Source organism: Mesorhizobium sp. M0563, assembly GCF_040321065.1.
GTDB lineage: Bacteria > Pseudomonadota > Alphaproteobacteria > Rhizobiales > Rhizobiaceae > Mesorhizobium.
The window spans coordinates 224042-249147 of sequence record NZ_JAMYQV010000003.1 but is presented as its reverse complement, the minus strand read 5'-3'; the positions used below and the strand labels follow the sequence as shown (position 1 = coordinate 249147).

Sequence of the window (25106 nt, the reverse complement as noted above, 5' to 3'; positions counted from 1 at the left end):
ATGCCCCGAACGATCCGAACGCTCGCACGTGAAGAAGTGCAAACCCTTGTCGATTGGGCGGCGGCGGAAGGCTGGAACCCCGGCCTCAGCGACGCCGCGCTGTTCCAGGCAGCCGACCCGCAGGGCTTCATCGGCGCCTTTGTCGACGGCGAGATGGCGGCCGGCATTTCAGCCGTTGCCTATGGCGAGGAATTCGGCTTCATCGGCCTGTATATCTGCCGGCCGGACAGGCGTGGCCAAGGCCATGGTAAGGCCGTTTGGGATGCCGGCATGGCGCGGCTCGACAACCGCACGATCGGCCTCGACGGCGTCGTCGAACAACAGGCCAACTACCGCAGCATGGGTTTTGCGCCGGCCTACCGGACGATACGGCTCATGGGGTCGTCGAATGCCCCGGCAGCCGCCGGCAGCGACATTCGCGCCGTAGGGCCGGAACTCGTGCCGGACATACTGGACTATGACCGCCGCTTCTTTCCCGGCCCGAGGCGATCCTTCCTGGAGCACTGGCTGCGCCCGCCGCATATGGCCCATGCGATCGTCAAGCACGGCGCCATTGCAGGATATGGCGTCGCGCGCCAATGCCGGGACGGCTGCAAGATCGGCCCGCTCTTTGCCGACAGCCTGGATGCAGCGAGCCGTCTCTTCGCCGCACTCGCGCACATGTCCGGTCCCGGAAACGTCCATCTCGACGTGCCCGAGACCAGCGGGCAATTTGCAGATTTGCTGTCGTCCGCCGGCCTTCAACCCGGCTTCGAGACAGCTCGGATGTACAAGGGAAGGGCGCCGCAGCTCATGCAGTCCGGGGTTTTTGCGATAACGACGTTGGAGCTTGGCTGAAACGGTGCAAGCCGACGTCTACCGTAAAGTCGGGCAACACGAATACCTGGTCTATTTTTCCTGAACCGAAATGCCGGAATCGTCGATACGAAGTTCCACGCCTTTCGGCTTAGTCTCCTCGCGATAAACATAGATGCCCAAGGCAATGACGGCGACGACCAAAGCGCCGATGATGAGATAAAGATAGTTCTGCTTCATCCGCTGTCGTTAACAACATGATGTGGGCGAGTCTAGCAGTTCGGGTATCAGGACGGCGGACGGACACGCGCGTCGATCAGCCATCCAGCCGGTCGCGCAGCATGCTCCAGGGGAGCACCATGTTTGGTGCATGCCGCATCAGGCTGTGGAACGGGATCGGCGACGACGGTCCAAACGGCAGCGGCAAATCCTGAGGCTTTGTTCCATCAGCCCAGTCGGCAAGCACCTGGCCCATGGCAGTCGTCATGGCGATGCCGCGCCCATTGCAGGCAAAGCCCGCAACCAGGCCGGGGCCGAGATCGACGAGGCGCGGCAGGAAGTCGGGCTCGACTGCAGCCATACCCGACCAGCTGTAGTCGATCGGCGGCATTCCCGGGAGATCGAGATGCCTGGCAAGCCGTCGCCAGATTGCCTGCGGCACCCGAGTGTCGGCACCGAGGCTAAGAACATGCATGCCGCCGGTTATCAGCCTGTTTTCGCCATCGAAGCGGAAGGTGAAGAGATTGCGCCTTGTGTCGCCGACGCCTTGCCCTCCTGGAAGCAGGCGGGTGCGGTATTCGCGCGGCAGCGGCGCCGTCGCGATCTGGAAGATTTTCAGCGGGAAATAGGTTCGCTGCAGCGCGCGATCCAGCGCCCCGCCATAGGCGTTGGTGGCGACCAGCACTTTTTCGGCACGCACCGAACCGGCGGCCGTCTTCAAAGCCCAACCATCGCCTATGTGATCGATCGACGCGACACGCGTATGCTCGAAGATGCGCGCTCCGGCCTTTTCCGCCGCGTCGGCCAATCCGCGCGCATATTCGACCGGATTGAGGACGCCACCCGACCTGTCCATCCAGCCACCGAGATAACCGCGAACGCCGGTCAGCTCTTCGACCGCCTGTCTGTCCAGCGCGACAGTCTGTCTTCCGCGTTGTGCCCATTGTTCGGCGCGCGATCTGGTCTTTTGCAAAGCGGCCGGTGAATGGGCTGGTTGTATCCAGCCGCTCTGGACGGCATCGCATTCGATGGCATGCCGCTTGATCAGGGCAAAGACGAGGTCGGCGCTGCCGGCGGCGAAATCGACAAGGCGTTCGCCGCGTTCGGGCCCAAGCTGGGCAATGATATCGTCGGGGTCTCTTTTCGCGAAATTCGGCACGACGAAGCCGGCGTTCCTGCCGGTTGCCCCCCAGGCGATGATTTCCGCCTCGAGGACGGCCACCGAGATGCCTCTTTCGGCGGTGTGCAGCGCGGTTGAAAGGCCCGAAAACCCGCCGCCGACAATTGCCAGATCGACATCGAGTGCGCCTTCGAGGGTGGGCCGGTCGCGGCGACTGCGGCTGACGGCATGCCAAAGGGAAACGCCGTGCGGCCGGGTCACAGCGTTCATGAGCCGCTCTCGCTCGGGGCCACGCGTGCACGCTTGCCGAACCTTGGACGCCGCGGCCTGTCGCCAAACAGGCCGTTCGGCCTGACCAGAAGGATGACGCACAGCATCACGCCGATGGCGACGATCTGCAGCGAAGCGGCGCGGGCCTGCTGTTCCGGCGAGAACAACATACTGGTCAAGGCTCCCGATCCGGCCCATATCGCCCAGACCAGGATGCTGCCGATGACGGCGCCGATATTGCTGCCCGAGCCGCCGACGATCAGCATCACCCAGACCTGGAAAGTCAGCGCCGGCAAATAATTGTCCGGGGCGATGAAGCCGGTGAAATGCGCCTGCAGCGCACCGGCCAGCCCCATGATGGCGCCGCCGACGGCAAAGGCCTGGACCCGGTAGAACCGCGCGCTTTTTCCCAGGGATATCGCGGCCCGCTCATCCTCGCGAAGCGCCTTCAACACGCGCCCCCACGGGCTGCGCGACAGATGCTCCAGCGCGAGATAGACGATCAGCGTCACCACCGAGACGACGGCAAGATTCGACAGGTTGAACAGTAATGGGGTTTCGGCAAGACCGCCGAACGGACGCGGAATGAAGCCGATGCCGAACGGGCCGCCGGTCAGCGTCTGGGCATTGAGAGCCACCAATTGCACGACGACGGCGACGCCAAAGGTGGTGATCGCCAGATAGTCCGATCTCAGGCGCAGCGTGGCGATGCCGGTGATGGCGGCGGCGACACCGCCCACCAGCATGGCGCCGAGCCAGCCGACAAGGATCGGCAGATCGAAGCCGCCGAGTCGCGCGGCATCGTCGGGCGTGGTCAGCAGTGCCGAGGTGTAGGCGCCGATGGCAACGAAGCCGGCGACCCCGACATTGAAAAGCCCGGTCAGCCCCCATTGCAAATTGAGCCCGAGCGTGACGAGCGAAAAAATCAGCGCGGTGGTCAGGAAGAAAGCGCCGTAGCCGAGCAGATCCATCAGCGTTCCCCCACTCCGAAAAGGCCGATAGGCCGCACGAACAGCACCGCCATCAGGATGATGAAGGAGATGGCCGCCCGCCATTCGGCGCCGATCAATTGCACCGCGCCGGCTTCGGCCAAACCGATGATCAAGCCGCCGAGAACGGCGCCGGGTACACTGCCGATGCCGCCGAGGATGGCGGCCGCGAACATCGGCAGCAGCATCTCGAAACCCATGAACGGGCGGATCTGAATGAGCATGCCGATCATGACGCCGGCGACACAGGCCAGCCCCCCGCCGATGATCCAGGTGACGCGCACGACTTTGGCGACGTCGATACCGACAATGCGGGCAAGTGCCGCGTTCTGGCTCAACGCCTGCATCGAGCGGCCGGTCTGGGTACGCGTCATCAAAAGATGTACGCCGAGCACCAGAACGGCGGTCAGCAGCAGCAGCGCGATTTGGTCCGGGGTGATGCGAATGCCGAAGCCTATCGGCATGGCGATCTGGATCGCCCGGCTGAAATAGGTCGGACGCGAGGTGAAGATGAATTCGAGCAGGCTTCTCAGCGCCATCGAGGCGCCGAAGCTCGCCATCACCACGATGATCGCCTGGCCCTTGGCGCGCAGCCGCGCGAACAGCACCATGTCGAGCGCCAGCGCCAGCAGGCCGGTGGCCGCCATGCCGATGATGAGCGCGACGATCAGCGGCCAGCCGAAGGAGAGGGGTGCGATCGGCGCGATCTTGCCGAACATCGCGCCGATAGCGCCAACCACGGCGAGCGTCGCATAGGCGCCCCAGGCCATGAAGTCGCCATGGGCGAAGTTCGAGAAGCGCAGGATTGAATAGGTGAGCGTCACGCCGATGGCGCCGAGGCCGATCATCGAGCCTGCCAGCAGCCCGTCGGCGACGAATTGCAGGTTCATGCCGCGCCTCCTTTTCCAAGGTCGGGGCGGCGCTGGCCAAGATAGAGCTCGGCGACGACAGGATCGTTCCAGAGCTCGGAGGCGATGCCCTGGTGCCGGTCCTTGCCCTCGACCAGCACGTAGGCGCGATCGCCGATCGCAAGCGCTGCCTTGGCGTTCTGTTCGACCAGCAGAATGGTGACGCCGGATTTGCGGATACCGGCCAGCATCTCGAACACCATCGCCACGAATTTCGGTGACAGGCCGGCCGACGGTTCGTCGAGCACCAGCACCGTGGGATGGACGATCAACGCCCGGGCGACGGCCAGCATCTGCCGCTGTCCGCCCGAGAGATTGCCCGCGGCCGTTCTGCGCTGACGGGCGAGGTCGGGAAAGGCCGCATACATTTCCTCGATGCGGGCAGGGATCTCGCGCGGCCTCAGGATGCCGCAGGCGACCTTCAAATTGTCCTCGACCGACATCAGCGGGAAGATGTTTTCGGTCTGCGGCACGAACGCAAGGCCAAGGCGGACCATGGTGTGGGCGGGCGCCGCCGTGATGTCCTTGCCGTCCAGCAGCACGGTGCCGCCGGTGATCGGGACAAGGCCGGCGATGGCCTTGATAAGGCTCGACTTGCCGGCGCCGTTGGGACCGAGGACGACGACGATCTCGCCCTGGTCGACGGTGATCGAAGCGCCGCGCACGATCGGCACGCCGGGCTCATAGCCGGCTTCGAGACCGCGGACGTCGAGTACCGTTTGGCTCATGCAGCGCCTCCGAGATAGGCCTCGATGACGCGCGGGTCGCGCGCAACCTCGTCCGGAGTGCCCTCGCACAGCAGCTGGCCGCTTGCCATGACCAGCACCCGGTGGCAGAGCCGCGTCACCATGTCGATATTGTGCTCGATCAGCAGGAAGGTGATGCCGCGCGCATTGATGTCGCGGATGCGGTCGATAATGATCTCGAGCAGGGTTGCGTTGACCCCGGCCGCCGGCTCGTCGAGCAGGATGATCGCCGGGTCGGCCATCATCACGCGGGCCAGTTCGAGCAGCTTGCGCTGGCCGCCTGAAAGCACGCGCGCAGGTTCGTGCGCGAGGTGAGCGATCGTGACGAGCTCAAGCAGTTCGACGGCTCTTGTCTCGGCAGCCCTTTCTTCGGCAGCGACCCGCCGGGGCGTCAGGAAATTGGCGAGCAGTTTTTCTCCGGCCTGCCCTTGCGCGGCCAGCATAACGTTTTCGATCAGCGTCAGGTTAGGCAAGGGCCGGGGGATCTGGAACGTGCGGCCAAGGCCGCGGCCAATGCGGCGATGGGCAGCTTCCCCCGACACCGATACGCCGTTGAGAAGGATTTCGCCGCTGGTCGGCAGGATGCTGCCGGCCAGCAGGTCGAACATCGTCGTCTTGCCGGCGCCGTTCGGGCCGATAAGGCCGAGTATTTCGCCTGGCTGGACGTCAAACGAGACATTGTTGACCGCGACAAGGCCGCCGAAGCGTCTGACGACGTTCCTGGCCGTCAGAACCGGCGTGCGGATCTCCTCCTGCCGTTCTGTCGTGTCGCCCATCAATCCCTCTGGCCGAAAGCGATCTTCGCCGCCTATGATTTGTGATCACACTTGCTTTGATCACGCTATTCGGCTTTAATTTCTTCCGCAAGCCGAAAACGGGCCGAATGGCCACCGGGAACGCCATGCAGAAGGCCGCCATCGAACGGAATAACGAAACGATCGCAGCCCAGCTTACGCCGGTCGGCCGCGAAACCGTGCAGGATCGCGTCTATTCGGAGCTGCGCCGTGCCTTGATCGGCGGCCTTTTTGAGCCGAGTCAGGTGCTGACCATCCGTGGCCTCGCCGACGCGCTGATCACCAGTACCATGCCGGTGCGTGAGGCGCTCGGGCGGTTGATCACGGAGAAGGCGCTGGAGGCGCTTCCCAACCGCTCGGTGCGCGTGCCGCCTATCACGCTGGAGCGTATCGACGACCTCTTGCGCGCCCGCTCCCTCATAGAGGGCGAAGCGATAGCACTTGCCGCTACGCGCATGAATTCGCGCCAGATAGCCACGGTCGAAGCCATGCTGGGCCAATGGGACGAGATGCGGGCGCTGAAGCACAAGAAGGATATCGACCGCGAGGCGACGCTCAACCAGAGCTTCCACTTCGAGATCTACCGATGCTGTGGCTCCGCCGTGCTGATCCCGATGATCGAGAGCCTGTGGCTGCAATCCGGGCCGTGCATTCGCGTGGCCATTTACGCATTTTCCGATGCCGGTGAAGTCGATACCGCCCACTACCATCGTAGTATCGTCGCAGCGCTTTCCAGGCAGGATGCCCAGGCAGCGCGCGAGGCGCTGGTGGCGGACATCAGCCGGCCCTTCGCCTTCCTGCGCGACAAGCTCCAATCCGCAAGCAAAGAAGGATTGAGAGCATGACGACGCCTGGCATCAGGATCACCGAGCCACGCTCGAAGCTTTCCGTGACCGCGCTGCTGTTGCCTGAAAAGGCGCCCGACAACGCCGCCTTCCTGCTGGCCTATCTCGAGCAGCCGCGCGTCGTTGCCGGCATCCATGCGATGTGGACCGGGCCGGAAATCTCCTGCCCGGTTCCATCAGCCGAACTTGAGGGCCAAACCTATGCCAGGCCCTTGCCGGCGGAGAACGCAACGCTAACGCCGCAGCCGGGTGACATCGTGTTGTCCTACGTGCCGCCGCGCATGTGGGGCGGCAACCCGAATGCCATCTTCGACATCGGCTTGTTTTATGGACCGGGCGCGCGCTTGCTGTTCCCGATCGGCTGGCTTGCCGAAAGCGTCGTCGCGCAGGTGCGTCCCGAAGAGCGCGATCAATTCGCTGCCGCCTGTGGCGCGATCCGCCGCAACGGTGCCTGTGACATCACCTTCACCCGGGTGGAGATCTGAATGGCCGACGACAGTTTCGAACTCTTCGACCTTCGCGTCGAGGCGGTCGTCCCCGAGGGCAAGCCGATCTATTGCGGTGCCAAGGCCGGCGACTATTTCGAGTTGAAGGGCGAGATGCTGTCGATGCCGACGGGGCAGGGCTTCTCGATCTATTCCATTGCGGCAGTGTTGCCGCTTCTGGCCGCAAAGCAACGCCCGACCCACAGGAACGACTGGATGACTTCGGATGCCGAGATCGCCTGTCCAGATCCCAATTGCGCCAGCCGGCTCAGGATCGTCAGGACCGGCAAGCGGCGGTTCAGTCATTCAGAAACCACGGCTGTGCCACTGCCCAAGGAGACTGACCAGAGATGACCGCCAAGGCGTTCGAGCTCAGCCCCGGCTACACGATCTCGCGCGTCATTCGTGGCGGCTGGCAGCTTGCCGGCGGGCACGGCGCGATCGACCGCCAACAGGCGGTAACCGACCTGATCGCCACGTTCGACGCCGGCATCGGGACCTATGACTGTGCCGACATCTATACCGGCGTCGAGGAACTGATCGGTGCCGCGCGCCTGCGGCTTGCCAATGAGCGCGGCCTCGACGCCGCCGCCAAGATGAAGGTGCACACCAAGCTGGTGCCTGACCTCGAAAGGCTTTCCAGCATCAGCCGCGACTACATCAGCAGCATCGTCGACCAGTCGCTGCGGCGGCTGAAGACCGAGCGGCTCGATCTCGTTCAGTTCCATTGGTGGGACTATGCGCTGCCGGGCTACGTCGATGCGATGGGCTGGCTCAACGACCTGCGGCTCCGAGGCAAGGTGCGCAACATCGGCACCACCAATTTCGACACGCCGCGGCTGGCCGAGATCCTGGCCGCCGGCGTGCCGCTGGTCAGCCAACAGCTGCAATACTCGGTACTCGACCAGCGGCCGGCCAACAGCCCTGCGGCGCTCGCCAGCCAGCACGGCGTCAGTTTCCTCTGCTACGGTTCGGTGGCGGGCGGCTTCCTCAGCGAAAAATGGCTAGGCGTTGCCGAGCCACAAACGCCACTCGAAAACCGGTCGCTGGTCAAATACAAGCTGATCATCGACGACTTTGGCGGTTGGGAGCTTTTCCAGGAGTTGCTTCGCACACTGAAGGCCGTCGCCGACCACCACGGCGTCGACATCGCCACCATCGCCAGCGCCTGGGTGCTGGAGCAGCCGCAAGTGGCGGCCGTCATCGTCGGCGCCCGCAACCAGGCGCACGCCCTTGCCAATGCCAGAATCATGGACATCGCGCTCGATGCCGACGACCGGGCGAGGATCGCTGCCGTGATCGCGCAAAGCCGTGGGCCGCTGGGCGACGTCTACACATTGGAACGCGACCGTCACGGCCGCCACGGCTCGATCATGCATTACAATTTGAATGCAGGCAGGAAATGAGCGCGGCCATGGACGAGAAGCCCTCCTTGCTTTCCCGCGCCAGTGCCGAAGTGGTCGATCTCCACCGCTTCTTCGTCGACTGGTTCAATGCGGCGAGTGCGGACAATGCAGATTTCAGCCGCTTCGAACGCGTCATGGGCGAAGGCTTCTGCATGGTTGCGCCGGACGGTCAGGTCCTCGATCGTGACGCGGTGCTCGACCATGTCAGGGCAAGCCGCGCCACCTCTGATGGCGATTTCAGTATCTCGATCGAGGATATCCGGGCCGGCTGGCAGTCAGACGACACGATCGTCGTCTGTTACATCGAAGCACAGCAGCGCGGCGGCAAGCACAGCCGCCGCCGCTCGAGTGCGGTCTTCACCACCAGCTCATCGGCGCCCAACGGCGTCGAATGGCGACATCTGCATGAAACCTGGCTGCAGATGCCGGAAGACTGAACAGGCTCAAGGCGTCAATGAGAGTCGTGTAACGAAAGGGGAACAACAATGAAAAAGACCATACTTCAGATCACCACTGCGCTGGCTCTGGTGACAGCGGCCGGTGCAGCGCAGGCCGCGGATTGCAAGATCACGGTCGGCCTCGTCATGGAACTGACCGGTCCCGCCGGCGAATACGGCCAGGCCGGCGCAAAATCGGTCGAAATGGCCTTCCGCGATATCAACGAGGCGGGCGGCGTGCGCGGCTGCGACCTAGCAACCGACACCCGCGACAGCCAGAGCCAAGGCAACATCGCGGTCGATGCCGCGACACAACTCGTGCAGGTCAAGAAGGTGCCGGTGATCATCGGCGGCATCATTTCCTCGGTGTCGATCCCGATCCTGACCTCGGTCACCGCTCCGGCCAAGATCGTCCAGGTGTCGCCTGCTTCCTCGTCGCCGACGCTGACGGCGCTTGGGCGCGACGGCAAGACCAACGGCATCTTCTTCCGCACCATCACATCTGATGCGCTGCAGGGTGTCGCTGCCGCCAAATACGCCATCGACAAGGGTTTCAAGAAGCTGTCGGTCATCCACGTCAACAACGACTTCGGCGTTAACATGGTGGCGGAATTCTCACGCGCCTATAAGGCGCTCGGCGGCACCATCGTCTCCGACACGCCCTACAATGAAAAGCAGTCGAGCTATGCCTCGGAAGTGACCGCGGCGATGGCCGGCGAACCGGACGGGCTTTATCTCGTCAGCACGCCTGTCGACGGCGCGACCATCGCCCGCACCTGGATTTCGCAGGGCGGTGTCCAGAAGTTCCTGCTCAATGACGGCATGAACAGCCCGGACTTCATCGAATCCGTTGGCGCGGATTACCTGAAGGATGCGTACGGCACTTCCTCCGGCACCAGCCCGACCGCATCGACCGAGTATTTCACCAAAAACTACAAGGAATTTTCGGGCATCGAACCCTCGAACCCGGCGGCCGATCGATCCTATGATGCCGGCGCCATCGTCGGCTTGGCCATCGCCATTGCCGGCTCTGAGGATCCGGCCAAGATCAAGGACGCGATGTACAAGGCGGTCGACCCGGCCGGCACGCCGATCTATGCCGGCAAGGACGAGTTCGCCAAGGCGCTCGGCCTGATCAAGGAGGGCAAGCCGATCCGCTACGAAGGCGTCATCGGTCCGGTCGCCTTCGATAAGTATGGCGACATCACCGGCCCGTTCCGGCTCTGGAAGATCGTCGACGGCAAGGTGACGACCGACGGCGAAATGACGACGGATGACGTCAACGCCTTGCAGGCGAAACTTCAGTAAGCGCCTATGCCCCGTCCGGCATCGATCCCATTTCATTGAGGTCGATGCCGGACACTTGCAGGTCCTGCTGCCGGTTAGGCCGGCCCGGAAACGACCACCGCACCAGCGGCCGGCATGATCCAGGGGCAGGCATAGTAATCGGTGACGCGATTTATGATCCCGCCAGCGGCTTCGATCCGAACCGGATGGGCCGGCTTCCAACCGTCTTCGCCATGGTGAAGCACGAGCAGCACCGCCTCGCTATCGATTATGCCAATCGCCATTTTCCAGGTCGTCGAGGCTCTTTCGTATTCAACGAAGTAAGGTGATTCCGATAGCCTTCCCTTGAAGCAATCCGCGACTTGCAATTGGGCATCCGCGCTGGTCAGCGCCCGTACCCCGTCCCAGTCGCGGCGATTGAACAGTTCGACATAGCGGCTGAGCAATTCCAGAAGTTCCGGATCGCGCTGGGGCTCCGAACGGACGATTGGCTCGCCTGACAAGGCGGCCAATTTGGAGCGGCCACGGCTCAACGCGGCCTTGACGCCACCCACGGTCGAGCCGACGAGATCGGCGATCTCTTCCAGCGAATAGTCGAAGACATCCTTGAGCAGGACGCAGGCGCGTTCCTGGGCGGCAGGTGGATAACCAGCCGTTCGATCGCGCGATCCGCGCCGTTGCCCACCGGCTCGACCGGCAGGATGATCTCGTCTTCGACGAAATTGGCCTCCGCATGCTGACGCACCTGCCGGCTTCGCAGGAAATCGATGCAGCGATTATGTGTTGCGAAACAGCCAGGGGCGAAGAGCACTCGCATCGTCCAGCTTCTCGATCTTCCGATAGGCCTCGAACAGCGCCTCTTGCATCACGTCTTCGGCGTCGAGCGTCGAACCGGTCATGCGTGCACAGTAGCGGTGCAGCCGCCCACGCAAATGCGCGACTGTCTCCAGGAAGCCGGCGTAGCGGACGTCGAAAAGCCCGGTCGGGTCAAGTCTTGGCTGCATCTTCATGGGCATTCAATTCGGCGGCGGATCACAGCGGGACATAGGTCAGCGTAATGACGCCGTTCTTGAAACGGTGCGTATCTATAAGCTCCAGCTTGACCAGGGATGGGTCGACATCCTGGAAAGCGCGTTTGCCATGCCCGACGCGGGTCGGCACGATCGAGAGTTGATACTCGTCGACAAGCCTGTTGGCGAGCAGCGTCTGGTCGAGATTGCTCACTCCATACTTCAGTATGTTGCCGCCGGCCTGTTGCTTGATCCTGGCAATTTCGGCAGCGACGTCGCCTTCGATCAGCGATGCGTTCCAGCTCACCTCCTTGAGGCTGCGCGACGCAACGAGCTTCTTCAGTCCGTTCATGCGGTCCATGTACTTGCTGCCTTTGACCTGCGGCCAGCGCGCCGAAAACATTTCATAGGTGATGCGGCCGAGCAGGAAAAAATCGGCCTCGCCGGCCTTTTCATAGGAGTGCTCCTTCATCTCCTCGTCGAAGAAGGGCGAGGCCCATTCCATTGGCGCTTCGATGACGCCGTCCAGCGAAATGAAGCTGCCCACGATCAATTTTCTCATCGCATATCTCCGGTTGCGCACAGGCGTCCCGTGAGACCCAAGAACCGGCGAAAACGAAACGGCCCGATGGATAACCACAGGATGCAGTCTCTAGGACGTTCCCGGTTCGACTTTGGATACGCGTGAGGATCGTTTGAGTTAATAGAGCGGCTTGGCCATGTGCCGGGGCGTCGGCCACTCCGTCGTAATCCCCGGCTGCACTGGCCGCTCCAGATAGGTCGATAGCACCACGTAACTTCGCGTCGAGGTGACGCCGGGTGTTTCGTAGAGGCGCGACAGCAGGCCTTCGAGCGCCCGCGTGTCCTCGGTGCGGACCTTGATCAGCATGCATGTGTCGCCGGCCACCGAATGGATCTCCTCGACTTCGGGATGTTCGGAAATCGCCATCAGCTCCGGCGTCTTTCCCCACCCCTTGGTATCGATATGGACGAAGGCGAGCAGCGGCTTGTGTACCGCCTTGGGATCGATGATGGCCGCGGTGTTGCGGATGGCGCCACTCCGCCGCAGGCGCTTGACGCGTTCATGGACTGCCGGCGGCGAAAGGCCGACGCGGTCGCCGAGCTCGGCATAGCTGATCGTCGCGTCGTCGACCAGGACGCCTAATATTTTTCGGTCGATTGCATCGATATCGCGGGCGGCAGGCCTGTTCTGCGGAACGCCATCTGTTTCTTCATCCATATTAAAATTCCCGATTGATGCAGAATTTAATACGGCCATTATTGCCATATGTCGAACAGTGATCAAGTCGCCACATTCGCAGCGGCCCCCAAGCCGCCAATCCCGGCACTCGCTTACCTGCTGACCGGGTGCATTGCCGTGATCGGCTCGAACTCGCTTGTGCTCGGTCCGATTGCACCGGCGGTGGCCGCGTCGTTCGGCACAAGCGTGCCGGCGGTCATGATCGCGTCCGCCGCGTTCGGGCTCGGTACGTCGGCAAGCGCCTTGTTCCTGGCGCGCTACATCGACCGGCTCGGCGCCCGCCGCATGCTGCAGGGAGCGTTGCTGCTGCTGGCAATAGCGCTCGTCGCCAGCGCTGCGGCGCCGACGGTGACGGCGCTGGTCGCGGCCCAGCTTCTCGCCGGCATTGCTGCGGGTGTCGCCATGCCGGCAATCTATGCCAGCTCCGCCGCGATTGCGCCGCCCGGTCGTGAAAGCGGGACCATCGGCGTCGTGCTGACCGGCTGGACGCTGAGCATGGTCGCCGGCGTTTCGCTGTCGGCCGTACTTGCCGACCTGGTGCATTGGCGCGCCGTGTTCGCGGCGGTCGCGGTGCTCGCAACACTCGCATTGGCCAGCCTCACGTTGACGTTGCTCAGCGACGTCAGGAAGAGCGGTCCGGCACCGACGCCGCTGGGCGCCTTGGGTGTTCCCGGCATAGTGCCGCTTCTGGTCGCCTGCGCCGCCTTCATGACGGCGTTTTATGGCGTCTATGGCTATCTCGGCGATCACCTTCACAACGGCCTAGGACGGCCGGTCAGTGCCAACGGGCTGGCCGCGCTCGCCTATGGCGCCGGCTTTGGCACGGCGGCACTTCTTGACGGCGTCATCGATCGTCTGGGCGCGCGGCGGGTCATGCCGTTTGCCTATCTGCTCGTCGCGCTCGTCTATGTCGCGATTGCTGCGGCAAGTGGCAGCTTCGGCCTGACCATAGCGATGATAGCCGTCTGGGGCCTTGCCAATCATTTCGGGCTGAACGTCCTGGTGATGCGCCTATCGGCGCTCGACCCTGCGCGCCGCGGCACGATCATGGGTTTGAACAGCGCGGTGACCTATCTCGCGGTGTTCGTCGGCACCACGGCGTTCGGGCCGCTTTATTCCACGTTCGGGTTTGCGGCATCGGCGGTGGTTGCAGCCTTGCTCATGCTGATCGCTGCTGCGGCAGCGGCGTGGCGTTCGCCGAAGCTATAGCGCAGCAAGGCTTGCGTCTCGGCCCGGTCCTTCGATAGATGCTCGTTGGATGGACAATACAACGCTTGAGACAACCGCCAATCCCTTGCCGCACGAGCTGGCTTTTCTTGGAGAGCGGCTTGCGGCGTTCAACGACAGCGATGTCGGCGCCTCCGGCAGGAAGACATTGGCCGTGTTCGTGCGCGATGAGCACGGCGCGATTGTCGCCGGCATCTCGGGATACACCGCCTGGGGCTGGCTCTATGTGCAATGGCTCTGGGTCGATGAAAAGCTGCGCGGCCAGCGCATGGCCGGCCGGATGCTCGAGGCAGCCGAGAGGGAGGCGATGGCGCGCGGCTGTCACGGCGCCTGGATCGACACGTTCAATCCCAAGGCCGCCAAGGCCTATGAGCGCCAAGGTTATCGACCGTTCGGTGTGCTCGCCGACTTTCCCATTGGCCGAAGCCGTATCTTCCTGCAGAAGAAATTGGTGGCTTAACTAGCCGGCAAGGCGTCCGCCGCACATCGGCTGTGGCACGCCGGTCGTGCTGGGGAAGCTGATCGGCAAGCCCCTAAGCACGCGCACAGCCAGGAAGGCAAAACACTCCGCCTCCACCGCGTCGCCCTTCCAGCCAAGCGCCTCCGCCGGCACGGCTTCGACGCCGGCGCGGCTGGCAAGCATGGCCATGATCGTTGGGTTGTGGCGACCGCCACCGCTGACCACCAGCCGCTTCGGCCGGCGCGGCAGAAGATCGAGCGCCTTGCCGACCGCGGCCGCGGTGAAGGCCGTCAGCAGGGCAGCGCCATCCTCGGCATTCATCCCGTCCGCCATCGAGGCGCCGAAATCGAAACGGTCCAGCGATTTCGGGTATGGCTTGGTCAAGTACGGGTGCTGCAGGAGCTTGGCCAACCGTGCCTCATCGACCGTCCCGACGCGAGCCAGCGCGCCGTCGCGGTCCATTTCGCCAAGCCCCTTCGACTTGATGAAGTCGTTCAGCGGCGCGTTGGCGGGTCCGGTATCGAAAGCGATGACATTGTCCTTGCCGTCCCACCAGGTGATGTTGGCGACGCCGCCGAGATTGAGCACCGCCGTGTCGCCGCTGGCGTCGGCTTCGCGCAGCAGCGCGGCGTGATAGGCCGCCGACAGCGGCGCGCCCTGGCCGCCGGCGCGCATGTCGGCCGAGCGGAAGTCATAGGCGACCTTGGTGCCCAGGATGGCATGCATCAGCTCGCCATCACCGAGCTGGCGACTCTGGCCCAGTCGGCCTACTTGCGGGGCACGGTGCAGCACGGTCTGGCCATGAAAGCCGACGACGCCGATGTCGGCCATGGTCAGGCCGTGGCTTTCGACAAGATCCTTGACCGCCGCAGACTGGGCGCGCGTCAGCGCTTCCTCTGCCTCGTGGAAGATTGCCGGTTCCGGCCCGGTGAAATTCCAGTTCCTTGCCTGCCTAAGCGTCTCTTCCAGCAAGGTCCGGATCGACTGCGGGTAGGGGGCCAGCGTGTAGGTGCCGAAATCCGCGATCCGCTCGCCGTCGGTCTTGATCAGCGCGACGTCGATATTGCCGTCCAGCACGGTGCCGGTCATCAAGCCGACGGCCCACATTGGTTCGCCATTTTTCATGATTGTCAGGCTCCGTTGACGAGATCGCCGACCGCTTGGCGAAGCGCTGCGATCCCGCTGTTGAAATGACGTGTCGGATGGATCCGGTTGGTGAGCAAGGTCCACGCTCTGCTTTTGTCGAAGTCGACCCAAAGCCCGGTGCCGGTGAAGCCGGTATGCCCGATGGTTTCGGGGCTGCACAGCCGGCCGCCGGACCAGCCTTCGTAGGGTCGCTCCCAGCCATGGGTGCGGGTTGCCGACAAGGGCGTGCGCATCAGCGCTATCGAGCGCTGCGACGCGCCGGTCCCGTCCAGCAGCCCTCGCGCAAAGTCGAGGACCGAAGCTGCCGTTCCGAACAGCCCGGCGTGACCGGCCCCTTGCAATGCCGAGCAATTGTCGTCGTGGACCTCGCCTGACAGCACGCGATAGCGCCATGTGCAATCTTCTGTGGCCGCCGCTTGACCCGGTTCGGCGGAGAACGCGAAGCCCGGACCGGGATCCATGTCGCGAATGGTCTTGCCGGACAGGCGCTCCAGGACGAAGCCGAGCAGAATGAAGTTGATATCGGAATAGACCGGCTCCCCGACCTGCCACTCGCGCTGCAAGACAAAGGCGCGCAACAGCTCGGGGTCACGCCCATAGGTGTAGATCGGCGCGACGGCGGGAAACGGTGTCTGATGGCCGAGACACTGGCGAAACGTCACCGTCCGCTCCCAGGCTTTTTCGTCATATTGGCGAAGGTCGGGCAGGACCGAAATCAGCGGCGCCTCGAGGTCGATGACGCCTTCTTCCGCCAGTGCCAATATACGCGGCGTGCTGAAGATGATTTTTGTCAGGGATGCCAGATCGAACCAGGTTTCGGCATGCATCGGCCGCACCTTCGGCACCCGCTGGGCCGAGCCGATTGCCCGGACGACGCGTTGGCCGTCCCGGTCGACCATGCCGAGCACCCCGCCGGGAATGCGCGACGCAGCCACCGCCGCTTCGAGTGGGGCAAACGCCCGGTCGAAAAGATCATGGTCGATCAATTGCGGCCTCCGTCTGAAAAGCAGCGATCCGTCCCACTCCCTCTGGCCTTGCATCCGTCTGGGCGACAATCATCACACTTCCACCCGTACTCTATGATCCGGCCCGAACTGCTGCCATTTGGCCGGGCCCGGCTCAAATCCCAGCGGACGCACGAGCGAGGGAACCTGGCGCGTGTCCAGCTCGAAACGTTCATGCCGCCGGTCTATGGTGGGAACGGCCGCGATAAGCTGTTTGGTATAGGAGTGCTTCGGCTCCGAGAGCACCAATCTGGCATCGCCGATCTCGACGATCTGGCCGGCATAGATGACCGCGATGCGATGGGCGATCCGCTCGACCACAGCCATGTCATGCGAGATGAACAGATAGGCCAGCCCGAATTCACTCTGCAGCTCGATCAAAAGCTCCAGCACTCTGGCCTGCACCGATACGTCGAGCGCCGAAACCGCTTCGTCGAGGACGACAACGGAGGGATTGAGCATCAGCGCACGGGCAATGCACAGCCGTTGGCGTTGGCCGCCGGAGAATTCGTGCGGATAACGCTGCAGGCTGTTTTCCGGCAGGCCGACGCGGTTCAGCAGCGCGGCCATTTTCGCTCGCGTCTCAGCAGTTATCCGCCCGCCCGTGGCGATCACCGGTTCCGCAAGAATGCTTTCGATGGCGAGCCTGGGATTAAGCGAGCCATAGGGATTCTGGAACACCATCTGCACGGGAAGGGCGCTCTGCCCGGCGGCGGCCTTGCGCGTGCTGGCCAAGATTGTGCCGCGCGTCGAGCGCACCAGCCCCAGAATCGCACGGGCGGCGGTGGATTTTCCGGAACCGCTCTCGCCGACGACGGCCAATGTTTCGCCCGGCATCAAGTCGAAATCCACACCGTCCACCGCATGCACGGCACCGCTGGCGCGGCTCAAAAAGCCACCCTTGACGGGAAATCGCACCACGAGGCCATCGACCTTCAGCGCCGGCTCGGTAGCTTTTTGCTTTTCGCGTTGCATGTCTTTGCGTGTCGCACTGCCGCCGGCGAAATGCGGCACCGCATGAAGCAGATGCCGCGTATAGGGATGCTGCGGATCGTCCAATATCTGGTTCAGCGCGCCTTGCTCGACAGCTTCTCCGCTTTGCATCACCATCACCTTGTCGGCGATACCTGCAACCAAGCCGATATCGTGGGTGATGAAGATCATCGACATCCCGGTTTCCTGCTTCAACTCGGCGAGCAACGCCATGATCTGCGCCTGCACCGTAACATCCAGCGCCGTCGTTGGCTCGTCGGCAATGAGCAGGCGCGGGTTGCAGGCGAGCGCCATGGCGATCATCACCCGCTGCAGCATGCCGCCCGAAAGCTGGTTGGGCGTGTATTTCAGCCGCCGTGCTGCGTCGGGAATGCGCACACGGTCGAGCGCGTCCTTGGCCGCCGCCGTCGCTTGCCGGCCGGTCAGGCCGCGATGCAGGCGAAACGACTCCTCGATCTGCCTGCCGATGGTCAGCACCGGATTGAGCGAGGTCATCGGCTCCTGGAAGATCATGCCGATTTCGCCGCCGCGGATCTTCGTCAGCTGCGGCTCGGCCGCGGCGGTCAGGTCGAACATGCTGCCGTCGGCCCGCTTCAGCTTGATCGAGCCCGCGGTGATGCGGCCGCCGCCATAATCGACAAGGCGATTGATCGAGAGCGCCGTCACCGATTTGCCCGAGCCGCTTTCGCCGACGATGGCCAGCGTTTCGCCGTCAGCGAGATCGAAGCTGACGCCGCGCACGACCTCATTGGCTGACGGCTTTCGGCCGAAGCCGACGCGCAAACCGCTGACGGACAGCAGCGGGATCATGCGATCGATCTCCGCGTCTTCGGGTCGAGCACATCGCGCAACGCATCGCCGAGCAGGTTGAAACCGAGGATGCTGATCATGATCGCCACCCCCGGGAAGATCATCAACCAGGGAGCCGTCTCCATCAGGTTGCGGCTGTCGCTCAGCATCAGGCCGAGCGACGCGGCGGGCGGCTGCGTGCCGAGCCCGAGGAAGCTCAAGCCGGCTTCGGTGAGCAGTGCCCAGGCCAGCGCCAGCGTCACCTGAACGGTCAACGGCGCGACCAGATTGAGCAGCAGATGCCGTGTCACGATGTAGCTCGAGCTGCTGCCGAACGTGCGGGCCGCGTCGACGAACTCACGCGCTTTCAGCGACAGAGCCGGGCCGCGCACCACGCGCGTGAAGATCGGCGTGTAGACGATGGCAATGGCGACGACACTGGTCCAGGTTCCCGGTCCCGCAACCGCGACGATCAGCAGCGCCAGCAGGATCGCCGGGAATGCCAGCAGCACATCCATGATGCGCATCACCAGGCCGTCCCAGCGGCGCCCGAACCAGGCTGCCGCCAGCCCGAGCACGGTGCCGGCCAGCGTCGCGAAGGCGACCGAAAAGAAGGCCACGAGGAAGGACTGGCCGATCCCGGTCATCAGCCGGCTTGCGACATCGCGGCCGAACAGATCCGTGCCCATCCAGTACGTGCTGTCAGGCGCATGCAGCCGCTCGACCCGGTGCTGCGTCAGCGGATTGTCCGGCGTCAGCCCCAGCATGCCAAGTACGGCAAGCAGCAGATAAAGCGCAACGATGGCACCGCCGATGCGGCCGCTGGTGTGCGCAAGTATGGCCCGCAATGTCGCCATCAGTGCTCGCTTAGCCGAATACGCGGGTCGAGCGCGACATAGGCGAGGTCGACGAGGAGATTGACGATCATGAAGTTGAAGGCGATGAACAGCACGCTTCCCTGCACCAGCGCATAGTCGCGCTGCAGGATGGCGTCCAGCACCATGCGGCCGAGACCGGGCAGCGCATAGATCTGCTCGACGATGACTGCCCCGCCCAGGAGATAGCCGAACTCTATGCCGCTCAGCGTCACGACCGGGATGAGCGCATTGGGCAAAGCATGCCGCCAGATGACGCCGCGCGCCGAGACGCCCTTGCTGCGCGCGGTCCTGACGTAATCGTCGCTCAGCACGTCGAGCATCGCCGAACGCGATATACGGGTGACCGACGCCGCGAAGGCGAAACCGAGCGTGACGGCCGGCAGCAACAGCTGGCCGATATTGCGCAGCGGATCCCGCCACAGCGGCGAAAACTCGCCCATCGCCGGCAAAACGCCAAACCCCGCCGACAGCGTGTAGATGATCAGCAGTGCAAGGACGAAGTTCGGCGTCGATTGTCCGATCATTGCGACAACGCGCACGCCGAGATCGGAAAGCTTCTCATTGTGGGTGGCGGCAAAGATCCCGGCCGGCATGCCGACGACAAGGGCGATGATCATCGACAGCAGCGCAAGCTCCAGCGTCAGCGGGAAGCGTTCGAGGATGACGCCGAGCACCGGCCTGCCATAGGTGGACGAAATGCCGAGATTGCCTTGGAAAAGACCAAGCAGCCAGCGCCAGTACTGGATGAACCAGGGCTGGTCGATGCCGAAATAGGCCGCAAGCGCGTCGCGCTGAGGAGGCGTCAGCAGGCCGGCTTCGGTTCCCAGCATTGCCGTGATCGAATCGCCCGGAACCATCCGGATCGCCAGGAACACCACGATGGACACGCCAAGCAGGACGAGAGGGAAGGTCGCCAGTCGCCGCATCAGATAGTTCACGCGAATAATATCCTCTCGTCCGGCATCGAAGCAGCTACTGGATCGTCACCTTGGCGAGGCTGAACAGCGAACCTGTCGGCACCGGTTCGAATCCTGCGATATTCTTCTGCTGGGCCGTGTAGCTGTAGGACGTGTAGAGCCAGATCCAGGGCGACATCTCAGTGATGTGCTTCTCGAAGTCGGCGAAGATCGCTTTGCGCGCCGCCGGGTCGGTCTCGGTGCGGCCCTTCTGCATAAGGCTGTCCAGCGTATCGTCGATATAGTTCGCCACCTTCTGCAGATTGCCGGTCTTGGTCCAGTAGCGGTTGTACATAGTGTAGGGATCGGCCCTGCCGCCGTTCAGCGCGACGGCCATGTCGAAATCGCCCTTCAGCCAGGCATCGACATAGACGTTGAGCTCCATCATCTTGATATCGAGCTTGACGCCGATTTCGGCGAGTTGCGACTGGATCACCTGGGCTTCCGCCGCTGCTGTCGGCGGCTCGCCGGTGGCGCCGATCACGGTCGCCGAAAAGCCGTCGGCATAGCCGGCCTCGGCCATCAACTGCTTGGCCTTGTCAATGTCGCGCTTATAGCAGAACAACTGGTTCGGATCGGTCGCCAGCGCCGGGATGGTCAGCGGGCCGGTGACCTTGCCTTCGCCGAGCGAGGCGGTGTCCAGCACTTCCTGCCGGTCGATGGCGCAGGATATCGCCTGACGCACCTTGAGTTCGGTCATCGGCTTGCGGGACGGATTGAGCTGCAGCACGTGGTAGGCAAGCACCGGCACGCGGTTCAACTGCAGGCTGGCTTCCTTGGGCACCAGCGTGGCGACAAGTGGATCGTTGAGCAGGGCGAAGTCGATCTGCTTGGTGCGCATCGCCGCCAGGATCGCCGTTTCGTCCGGCAGCACGCTGATCTCGATGCCGTCGACACCGGTCGCGCCGCCCGCCCAATCCTTGTTGGCGACAAGCACTTCCTTGGAATTAGGATCCCACTTTTCGAGCTTGAACGGACCCGAGCCGACCGTCGTCGTGCCGATCGAGCCGGCCGTGATTTCGCTTGCCGGGACGATCGCGGCATTGACGTCGCTCATCGCGGTCAGGATCGGCACATCCGGCTGCGAGAGGTGGAACACGACGGTGGCTGGATCGGGCGTGTCGATGCTGGCGATCGAGAGAAAGTTGGCGCGGGCGGCCGCACCGGTCTTCTCGTCGAGTATGCGCTCGAAGGATGCCTTGACGTCGGCCGAGGTCACGGCGGCGCCGTTCTGGAATTTTGCTTTCGGATTGAGCCTGAAGCTCAGCTCCTTGCCGTCCGCCGAGAACTGCCAGGAGTCGGCAATCGCGGGCGTGATCTGCAGATTGGCGTCGAGCCGTACCAGCGGTTCATAGATCAGCTCCAGCAACCGCAGCGAGGAGAATGCCGTCTGCTTGTGCGGATCAAGACCGGTGGCGTCCTGCGACCAGGCCATGTGCAGCGTCGCCGCACTCGCCTGCACCGGTGCCGCGGCAATGGCCAGCATTGCCGCAAGCGTCATCCCGGAAAGCAGTTTCTTGCCAATGTGCCGTACCATTGTCGTCTCCCATTATTGTTAAACCTGATGCCTTGCAGTTCCCCGGACCGGTTCAAAGGGACACACGCCCCGGAACATCGGCCCAGCATCCATGCGGTCTTACACCGTCTTTTCGCCTATCGCCTTGCGCAGGAAACCTCCCGCATTGGCAAGCGCCTTACGTGCTTCTTCGACGCCCATGCCGGTGATCGTCACCAGGATTGCCAGTTTTACGTCATTGCCGGTCTGGTCGAGTGCCTGTCGTGCCTGCTGCGCCGCGCAGCCGGTCGTCTGCATCACGATCCTGACCGCCCTGGCGATCAGCTTCTTGTTGCTTGGATTGAGGTCAACCATCAGGTTCTGATAGCTCTTGCCGATGCGGATCATGCTGGCGGTCGACAGCATGTTGAGCACCAGCTTTTGCGCGGTTCCCGATTTCAGTCGGGTCGAGCCGGTGAGGACCTCCGGTCCAACCACCGGAGAGATGGCAATATCGGCAATTCCGGCAATGGTCGATCGCGGATTGCAGGACAGCGCCACGGTGGTGGCTCCCACCTGCTTGGCATAGGTTAAGCCGCCGATGACATAGGGTGTGCGTCCGCTGACAGCGATGCCGACCACCACGTCGCCGGCGGTCAGCTTGATGTCCTGCAGCGCCTTTATTCCCTGCTTCGGATCGTCCTCCGCGCCTTCCGCGGAGTGCACCAGCGCGTCGACGCCGCCGGCGATCAGGCCCATCACCATGTCCTCGGGCACGCCGAAGGTCGGCGGACATTCCGAGGCGTCGAGGACGCCAAGCCGGCCGCTCGTGCCCGCGCCCATATAGACAAGGCGTGCACCTTTCTGGAACGCGCTCACGATCCGGTCCACGGCCGCAGCAATGTCGGGGATGACCTTCTCGACGGCTGCCGCAACGCCTTTGTCCTCGTCATTGATCTTGCGCAGCACCTCGAGGGTCGGCAACAGATCGATGTCCATCGTCTTCGGATTCCGGTCCTCGGAAACCAATCGCTCCAGCTCCGACATCAACCCGTGTTCGACCACTTGCTTGCTTTCAATCTGCTGTGAGCAGGAATGTGATGCGGTGCCAGCCGACGACCAGTGCCCGCAGCCGGCGACCGGCAACTTGCTTCTGCTTGGTTAACTTTTTAGAATTCGATATTCCTCGTGTCAACGGATACTAGGAATATAATATTCCTTCAGGCAGGAGCACTATCGCTGACACAGGGATTTCCTAGCCAGGATTATGGCTCCCGAAACCGCATCGCCATCGGCCGGCTTCAGACGTCGGCGGACGTCGGGAGCGAGCCATGGCTCTAGCGGGCTGGACAGACCGCCGAGCAGCGTAACCCGCGGCGCGCCCTTTTCGAACAGCACCCGCACGAACGTGTCGACCTGCTCGGCAGCACCTTGCACGATGCGCCGTCCGGCCGGATCGCCCTGGTCGGCGTGGCGGATCACCATCGGCGCCAAGGCGGCATAGTCGGTCGCGGTGGCGCGGTCCATCCAGGCCACCGACTCGAACGGATCGTCCCTGAAGCGCTGCATCACCTCGGTCAGCAGCGCCGTCCGCTCATGCCGGCCGTCATGGGCACGCAAGGCAAGCTGCACTGCCTTTAGTCCGAGATCGGCGCCGCTGCCCTCGTCGGAAATCGGAAAACCGTAGCCGCCGACGCGCATGTCGCGCCCTTCGACAAAGCCGAGCCCGATCGAACCGGTTCCGGCTATGACGATGGCGCCGTCTTGACCCGAATGAGCGCCCAGGCAAGCCGCGACGCCGTCGCTGACGAAGTCGATGCTCGCAAAGCGATGTTCGATGCCACGAAACGCCTCGAGCGCACCCTTGCGGCCGATGCCGGCAAGACCGATGCCGGCGCGGATCCTGGCGATTTCCGCCGCCGCGAACCCTGCCTCTTCGATCGCCGCGCCAAAGGCTTTGGCAATCGAGGCCCAGGCCGCCTCTATACCGAGCCGCGTTGTCGCCGGGCCCGACAGGCCTTGCCCGAGCACAGTTCCTGCCTCGTCTTCGATACGCGCCCGGCAGCCGGTTCCGCCGCCATCGACGCCCAGGAAATAATGCGGAGACGCCGCGCCGGCACTCATCCACTTATCCGCTCGATCTGGGCGCCACACAGGCGGAGCTTGCGGTCCAGCTGCTCATAGCCACGGTCGAGGTGGTACACCCGGTTGATCGTCGTCTCGCCTTCGGACACCAGCGCCGCCAGCACCAGCGAGACGGAGGCGCGCAGGTCGGTCGCCATCACTTGCGCGCCCCTCAGCTTCTCGCCTCCGCGCACCAGCGCCATGGTGCCTTGCAGCTTGATATTGGCGCCGAGCCGCATCAGTTCGGGCACATGCATGAAACGGTTCTCGAAGATCGTCTCGCGCAACAGCGAAGCGCCCTCGGCACAGCACATCAACGCCATGAACTGCGCCTGAAGATCGGTCGGAAAGCCCGGATAGGGCTCCGTCGTCACGTCGACCGCCTCGAGTGGCCCATCTCTCGATACGATCAGCCCGCGATCGCCCGGCCAGATTTTCGCGCCGCTGGCTTCGAGCAGCTGGACGACGGATGCCATGTGCTCGAGCCGGGCATGGGTCAGCTCGAGCTGGCCGCCCGTGATGGCCGCTGCGACAGCATAGGTGCCGGCCTCTATCCGGTCCGGGATGATGTCGTGCGTGGCGGCGCGCCAGTCTGTGCTGCCCGCGATCAGGATGCGGTGCGTGCCGGCGCCCTCGATCCGCGCGCCCATGGCGTTCAGGCAGGCGGCAAGATCGGCCACCTCCGGCTCACGGGCCGCGTTGAGGATCTCGGTCTCGCCGTTTGCAGTCGTCGCCGCCATCATTGCAGTTTCGGTCGCGCCGACCGACGGCGAGCTCAAAACGATGCGCGCGCCTTTCAGCCCGCCCGGCGCAGACGCGACGATCAGCCCGTTTTCGATGGCAATGTCGGCGCCAAGTGCCGCAAGCGCGGCGACATGCATGTCGACCGGCCGTGCGCCGATCGCGCATCCGCCAGGCAGCGAGACCCGGGCATGGCCGAAGCGGGCAAGCAGCGGACCGAGAACCAGCACCGTCGCGCGCATGCGCCTGACTGTGTCGTAGCTTGTCTCCCTGGAGACGGCAGCACTGGCATCGATTGTGGCGGCATGCGCCGATCTGGTGACTTCAGCCCCATGAAGCCCGACGACGCCAAGCATGTTGTCGACATCGGTCACCTCAGGCAGGTTGGTCAGCTCCAGCGGGTGGGGGCTGAGCAAAGCTGCCGCTATTTGCGGCAAGGCCGCGTTCTTGGCGCCGGAGATCGTCACCGCGCCCTCAAGCCTGTGCCCGCCGACGATCCGCAATCTATCCATGGCTCTGACCTAATCCAAGGTGTCGGCGAGTCTACGCGCTTGCAGGCGATCTTTCATGTCCGAATTCCCGTGCATGTCCGATCGTTGGTGTGGGCGAAAGGCTAGGCCGAAACCGCACGGGTCGAGATTTGATAGATCATTCTTGGCTGTCAATCAGGAACGGAATAATTTATTCCTTGGCTTGGCATTGTCGATGACTGGCAACAGGG

The 25106-nt window shown here is 63.5% G+C and carries 28 protein-coding genes; 9 read left to right on the top strand and 19 right to left on the bottom strand.

Going from position 1 to position 25106, the window contains the following annotated elements:
* Complete coding sequence (locus NKI50_RS06500; protein WP_023716675.1) at positions 1-837, top strand: GNAT family N-acetyltransferase; 837 nt, start codon at positions 1-3, stop codon at positions 835-837.
* A 51-nt stretch (positions 838-888) separates the two neighbouring features.
* Here the strand turns inward: NKI50_RS06500 and NKI50_RS06495 are convergent, their stop codons facing one another.
* The 6 genes from NKI50_RS06495 to NKI50_RS06470 form a co-directional block, all read right to left on the bottom strand.
* Positions 889-1035, bottom strand: a complete 147-nt coding sequence (locus tag NKI50_RS06495) for a hypothetical protein (protein WP_023716676.1) — start codon at positions 1033-1035, stop codon at positions 889-891.
* A 76-nt stretch (positions 1036-1111) separates the two neighbouring features.
* Complete coding sequence (locus tag NKI50_RS06490) at positions 1112-2404, bottom strand: NAD(P)/FAD-dependent oxidoreductase (RefSeq protein ID WP_023716677.1); 1293 nt, start codon at positions 2402-2404, stop codon at positions 1112-1114.
* Positions 2401-3378 carry a branched-chain amino acid ABC transporter permease gene (locus NKI50_RS06485; RefSeq protein ID WP_023716678.1) on the bottom strand — a complete coding sequence of 326 codons (978 nt, stop codon included), beginning with the start codon at positions 3376-3378 and terminating at the stop codon, positions 2401-2403. The genes NKI50_RS06490 and NKI50_RS06485 overlap by 4 nt, the downstream gene beginning before the upstream one ends.
* A complete protein-coding gene (locus NKI50_RS06480; protein ID WP_023716679.1) occupies positions 3375-4283 on the bottom strand; it encodes a branched-chain amino acid ABC transporter permease in 909 nt (302 codons plus the stop codon). Before NKI50_RS06480 ends, NKI50_RS06485 begins: the two co-directional genes overlap by 4 nt.
* Entirely contained in the window at positions 4280-5029 is a 750-nt protein-coding gene (locus NKI50_RS06475; protein ID WP_023716680.1) for an ABC transporter ATP-binding protein, read from the bottom strand. Before NKI50_RS06475 ends, NKI50_RS06480 begins: the two co-directional genes overlap by 4 nt.
* Positions 5026-5823, bottom strand: a complete 798-nt coding sequence (locus tag NKI50_RS06470; RefSeq protein ID WP_023716681.1) for an ABC transporter ATP-binding protein — start codon at positions 5821-5823, stop codon at positions 5026-5028. Before NKI50_RS06470 ends, NKI50_RS06475 begins: the two co-directional genes overlap by 4 nt.
* A gap of 125 nt (positions 5824-5948) precedes the next feature.
* Here NKI50_RS06470 and NKI50_RS06465 point away from each other — a divergent pair, with 125 nt between their 5' ends.
* Genes NKI50_RS06465 through NKI50_RS06440 form a run of 6 tightly spaced genes read left to right on the top strand, consistent with a single transcriptional unit; the run spans position 5949 to position 10322 of the window.
* Positions 5949-6686, top strand: a complete 738-nt coding sequence (locus NKI50_RS06465) for a GntR family transcriptional regulator (protein ID WP_084642406.1) — start codon at positions 5949-5951, stop codon at positions 6684-6686.
* Complete coding sequence (locus tag NKI50_RS06460; RefSeq protein ID WP_023716683.1) at positions 6683-7171, top strand: DUF3830 family protein; 489 nt, start codon at positions 6683-6685, stop codon at positions 7169-7171. Before NKI50_RS06465 ends, NKI50_RS06460 begins: the two co-directional genes overlap by 4 nt.
* Entirely contained in the window at positions 7172-7525 is a 354-nt protein-coding gene (locus NKI50_RS06455) for a TIGR04076 family protein (RefSeq protein ID WP_023716684.1), read from the top strand.
* Positions 7522-8577, top strand: coding sequence for an aldo/keto reductase (locus tag NKI50_RS06450; RefSeq protein WP_023716685.1), 1056 nt, complete (start codon positions 7522-7524; stop codon positions 8575-8577). The genes NKI50_RS06455 and NKI50_RS06450 overlap by 4 nt, the downstream gene beginning before the upstream one ends.
* A gap of 8 nt (positions 8578-8585) precedes the next feature.
* Positions 8586-9014 (top strand): DUF4440 domain-containing protein, encoded by a 429-nt coding sequence (locus NKI50_RS06445; RefSeq protein WP_023716686.1) that lies wholly within the window; start codon positions 8586-8588, stop codon positions 9012-9014.
* A gap of 48 nt (positions 9015-9062) precedes the next feature.
* Positions 9063-10322, top strand: a complete 1260-nt coding sequence (locus tag NKI50_RS06440) for an ABC transporter substrate-binding protein (protein WP_023716687.1) — start codon at positions 9063-9065, stop codon at positions 10320-10322.
* A 74-nt stretch (positions 10323-10396) separates the two neighbouring features.
* Here NKI50_RS06440 and NKI50_RS06435 read toward each other — a convergent pair whose 3' ends face one another.
* The 4 genes from NKI50_RS06435 to NKI50_RS06420 all read right to left on the bottom strand — a co-directional run bounded on the left by NKI50_RS06435 (position 10397) and on the right by NKI50_RS06420 (position 12551).
* Positions 10397-11074 (bottom strand): sigma factor-like helix-turn-helix DNA-binding protein, encoded by a 678-nt coding sequence (locus NKI50_RS06435; RefSeq protein WP_352716029.1) that lies wholly within the window; start codon positions 11072-11074, stop codon positions 10397-10399.
* Between the two features lie 3 nt (positions 11075-11077).
* Positions 11078-11311 carry an RNA polymerase sigma factor gene (locus NKI50_RS06430; RefSeq protein ID WP_245278490.1) on the bottom strand — a complete coding sequence of 78 codons (234 nt, stop codon included), beginning with the start codon at positions 11309-11311 and terminating at the stop codon, positions 11078-11080.
* A gap of 22 nt (positions 11312-11333) precedes the next feature.
* On the bottom strand, positions 11334-11873 hold the full coding sequence (locus NKI50_RS06425; RefSeq protein WP_023716688.1) for a dihydrofolate reductase family protein: 540 nt from the start codon (positions 11871-11873) through the stop codon (positions 11334-11336).
* A 138-nt stretch (positions 11874-12011) separates the two neighbouring features.
* Positions 12012-12551: an Lrp/AsnC family transcriptional regulator gene (locus NKI50_RS06420; RefSeq protein ID WP_023716689.1), complete on the bottom strand. Its 540-nt coding sequence runs from the start codon at positions 12549-12551 to the stop codon at positions 12012-12014.
* Between the two features lie 48 nt (positions 12552-12599).
* Here NKI50_RS06420 and NKI50_RS06415 point away from each other — a divergent pair, with 48 nt between their 5' ends.
* Together NKI50_RS06415 and NKI50_RS06410 are read left to right on the top strand one after the other, a co-directional pair.
* Entirely contained in the window at positions 12600-13781 is a 1182-nt protein-coding gene (locus NKI50_RS06415; protein ID WP_023716690.1) for an MFS transporter, read from the top strand.
* Positions 13782-13830: 49 nt separating this feature from the next.
* The gene (locus tag NKI50_RS06410; RefSeq protein ID WP_023716691.1) at positions 13831-14259 is read left to right on the top strand and encodes a GNAT family N-acetyltransferase; all 429 of its coding nucleotides are present in this window, start codon (positions 13831-13833) and stop codon (positions 14257-14259) included.
* Here NKI50_RS06410 and NKI50_RS06405 read toward each other — a convergent pair whose 3' ends face one another.
* The 9 genes from NKI50_RS06405 to murA all read right to left on the bottom strand — a co-directional run bounded on the left by NKI50_RS06405 (position 14260) and on the right by murA (position 24897).
* A complete protein-coding gene (locus NKI50_RS06405) occupies positions 14260-15384 on the bottom strand; it encodes an anhydro-N-acetylmuramic acid kinase (RefSeq protein ID WP_352547484.1) in 1125 nt (374 codons plus the stop codon).
* A 5-nt stretch (positions 15385-15389) separates the two neighbouring features.
* Positions 15390-16391, bottom strand: a complete 1002-nt coding sequence (locus NKI50_RS06400) for a serine hydrolase domain-containing protein (RefSeq protein ID WP_031193321.1) — start codon at positions 16389-16391, stop codon at positions 15390-15392.
* A gap of 72 nt (positions 16392-16463) precedes the next feature.
* Complete coding sequence (locus NKI50_RS06395) at positions 16464-18212, bottom strand: ABC transporter ATP-binding protein (protein ID WP_023716693.1); 1749 nt, start codon at positions 18210-18212, stop codon at positions 16464-16466.
* Entirely contained in the window at positions 18209-19048 is an 840-nt protein-coding gene (locus NKI50_RS06390; RefSeq protein ID WP_023716694.1) for an ABC transporter permease, read from the bottom strand. The genes NKI50_RS06395 and NKI50_RS06390 overlap by 4 nt, the downstream gene beginning before the upstream one ends.
* Positions 19048-20007 (bottom strand): ABC transporter permease, encoded by a 960-nt coding sequence (locus tag NKI50_RS06385; RefSeq protein ID WP_023716695.1) that lies wholly within the window; start codon positions 20005-20007, stop codon positions 19048-19050. The genes NKI50_RS06390 and NKI50_RS06385 overlap by 1 nt, the downstream gene beginning before the upstream one ends.
* A 34-nt stretch (positions 20008-20041) precedes the next feature.
* A complete protein-coding gene (locus tag NKI50_RS06380; protein WP_023716696.1) occupies positions 20042-21562 on the bottom strand; it encodes an ABC transporter substrate-binding protein in 1521 nt (506 codons plus the stop codon).
* Positions 21563-21661: 99 nt separating this feature from the next.
* Entirely contained in the window at positions 21662-22567 is a 906-nt protein-coding gene (gene murQ / locus NKI50_RS06375; RefSeq protein ID WP_502896899.1) for an N-acetylmuramic acid 6-phosphate etherase, read from the bottom strand.
* 186 nt (positions 22568-22753) lie between these two features.
* Positions 22754-23644 carry a glucosamine kinase nucleotide-binding domain-containing protein gene (locus tag NKI50_RS06370; protein ID WP_023716698.1) on the bottom strand — a complete coding sequence of 297 codons (891 nt, stop codon included), beginning with the start codon at positions 23642-23644 and terminating at the stop codon, positions 22754-22756.
* The gene (gene murA / locus NKI50_RS06365) at positions 23641-24897 is read right to left on the bottom strand and encodes a UDP-N-acetylglucosamine 1-carboxyvinyltransferase (RefSeq protein WP_023716699.1); all 1257 of its coding nucleotides are present in this window, start codon (positions 24895-24897) and stop codon (positions 23641-23643) included. Before murA ends, NKI50_RS06370 begins: the two co-directional genes overlap by 4 nt.
* Positions 24898-25106 lie beyond the last annotated feature (209 nt).

Excerpts from the sequence above, each read along its gene's own strand:
- NKI50_RS06500 (WP_023716675.1), top strand. The coding sequence starts at position 1 with ATGCCCCGAACGATCCGAACGCTCGCACGTGAAGAAGTGCAAACCCTT.
- NKI50_RS06495 (WP_023716676.1), bottom strand. The coding sequence starts at position 1,035 with ATGAAGCAGAACTATCTTTATCTCATCATCGGCGCTTTGGTCGTCGCC.
- NKI50_RS06490 (WP_023716677.1), bottom strand. The coding sequence starts at position 2,404 with ATGAACGCTGTGACCCGGCCGCACGGCGTTTCCCTTTGGCATGCCGTC.
- NKI50_RS06480 (WP_023716679.1), bottom strand. The coding sequence starts at position 4,283 with ATGAACCTGCAATTCGTCGCCGACGGGCTGCTGGCAGGCTCGATGATC.
- NKI50_RS06475 (WP_023716680.1), bottom strand. The coding sequence starts at position 5,029 with ATGAGCCAAACGGTACTCGACGTCCGCGGTCTCGAAGCCGGCTATGAG.
- NKI50_RS06470 (WP_023716681.1), bottom strand. The coding sequence starts at position 5,823 with ATGGGCGACACGACAGAACGGCAGGAGGAGATCCGCACGCCGGTTCTG.
- NKI50_RS06465 (WP_084642406.1), top strand. The coding sequence starts at position 5,949 with ATGCAGAAGGCCGCCATCGAACGGAATAACGAAACGATCGCAGCCCAG.
- NKI50_RS06460 (WP_023716683.1), top strand. The coding sequence starts at position 6,683 with ATGACGACGCCTGGCATCAGGATCACCGAGCCACGCTCGAAGCTTTCC.
- NKI50_RS06455 (WP_023716684.1), top strand. The coding sequence starts at position 7,172 with ATGGCCGACGACAGTTTCGAACTCTTCGACCTTCGCGTCGAGGCGGTC.
- NKI50_RS06450 (WP_023716685.1), top strand. The coding sequence starts at position 7,522 with ATGACCGCCAAGGCGTTCGAGCTCAGCCCCGGCTACACGATCTCGCGC.
- NKI50_RS06445 (WP_023716686.1), top strand. The coding sequence starts at position 8,586 with ATGGACGAGAAGCCCTCCTTGCTTTCCCGCGCCAGTGCCGAAGTGGTC.
- NKI50_RS06440 (WP_023716687.1), top strand. The coding sequence starts at position 9,063 with ATGAAAAAGACCATACTTCAGATCACCACTGCGCTGGCTCTGGTGACA.
- NKI50_RS06430 (WP_245278490.1), bottom strand. The coding sequence starts at position 11,311 with ATGAAGATGCAGCCAAGACTTGACCCGACCGGGCTTTTCGACGTCCGC.
- NKI50_RS06425 (WP_023716688.1), bottom strand. The coding sequence starts at position 11,873 with ATGAGAAAATTGATCGTGGGCAGCTTCATTTCGCTGGACGGCGTCATC.
- NKI50_RS06420 (WP_023716689.1), bottom strand. The coding sequence starts at position 12,551 with ATGGATGAAGAAACAGATGGCGTTCCGCAGAACAGGCCTGCCGCCCGC.
- NKI50_RS06415 (WP_023716690.1), top strand. The coding sequence starts at position 12,600 with ATGTCGAACAGTGATCAAGTCGCCACATTCGCAGCGGCCCCCAAGCCG.
- NKI50_RS06410 (WP_023716691.1), top strand. The coding sequence starts at position 13,831 with ATGGACAATACAACGCTTGAGACAACCGCCAATCCCTTGCCGCACGAG.
- NKI50_RS06405 (WP_352547484.1), bottom strand. The coding sequence starts at position 15,384 with ATGAAAAATGGCGAACCAATGTGGGCCGTCGGCTTGATGACCGGCACC.
- NKI50_RS06395 (WP_023716693.1), bottom strand. The coding sequence starts at position 18,212 with ATGATCCCGCTGCTGTCCGTCAGCGGTTTGCGCGTCGGCTTCGGCCGA.
- NKI50_RS06390 (WP_023716694.1), bottom strand. The coding sequence starts at position 19,048 with ATGGCGACATTGCGGGCCATACTTGCGCACACCAGCGGCCGCATCGGC.
- NKI50_RS06380 (WP_023716696.1), bottom strand. The coding sequence starts at position 21,562 with ATGGTACGGCACATTGGCAAGAAACTGCTTTCCGGGATGACGCTTGCG.
- murQ (WP_502896899.1), bottom strand. The coding sequence starts at position 22,567 with ATGTCGGAGCTGGAGCGATTGGTTTCCGAGGACCGGAATCCGAAGACG.
- NKI50_RS06370 (WP_023716698.1), bottom strand. The coding sequence starts at position 23,644 with ATGAGTGCCGGCGCGGCGTCTCCGCATTATTTCCTGGGCGTCGATGGC.
- murA (WP_023716699.1), bottom strand. The coding sequence starts at position 24,897 with ATGGATAGATTGCGGATCGTCGGCGGGCACAGGCTTGAGGGCGCGGTG.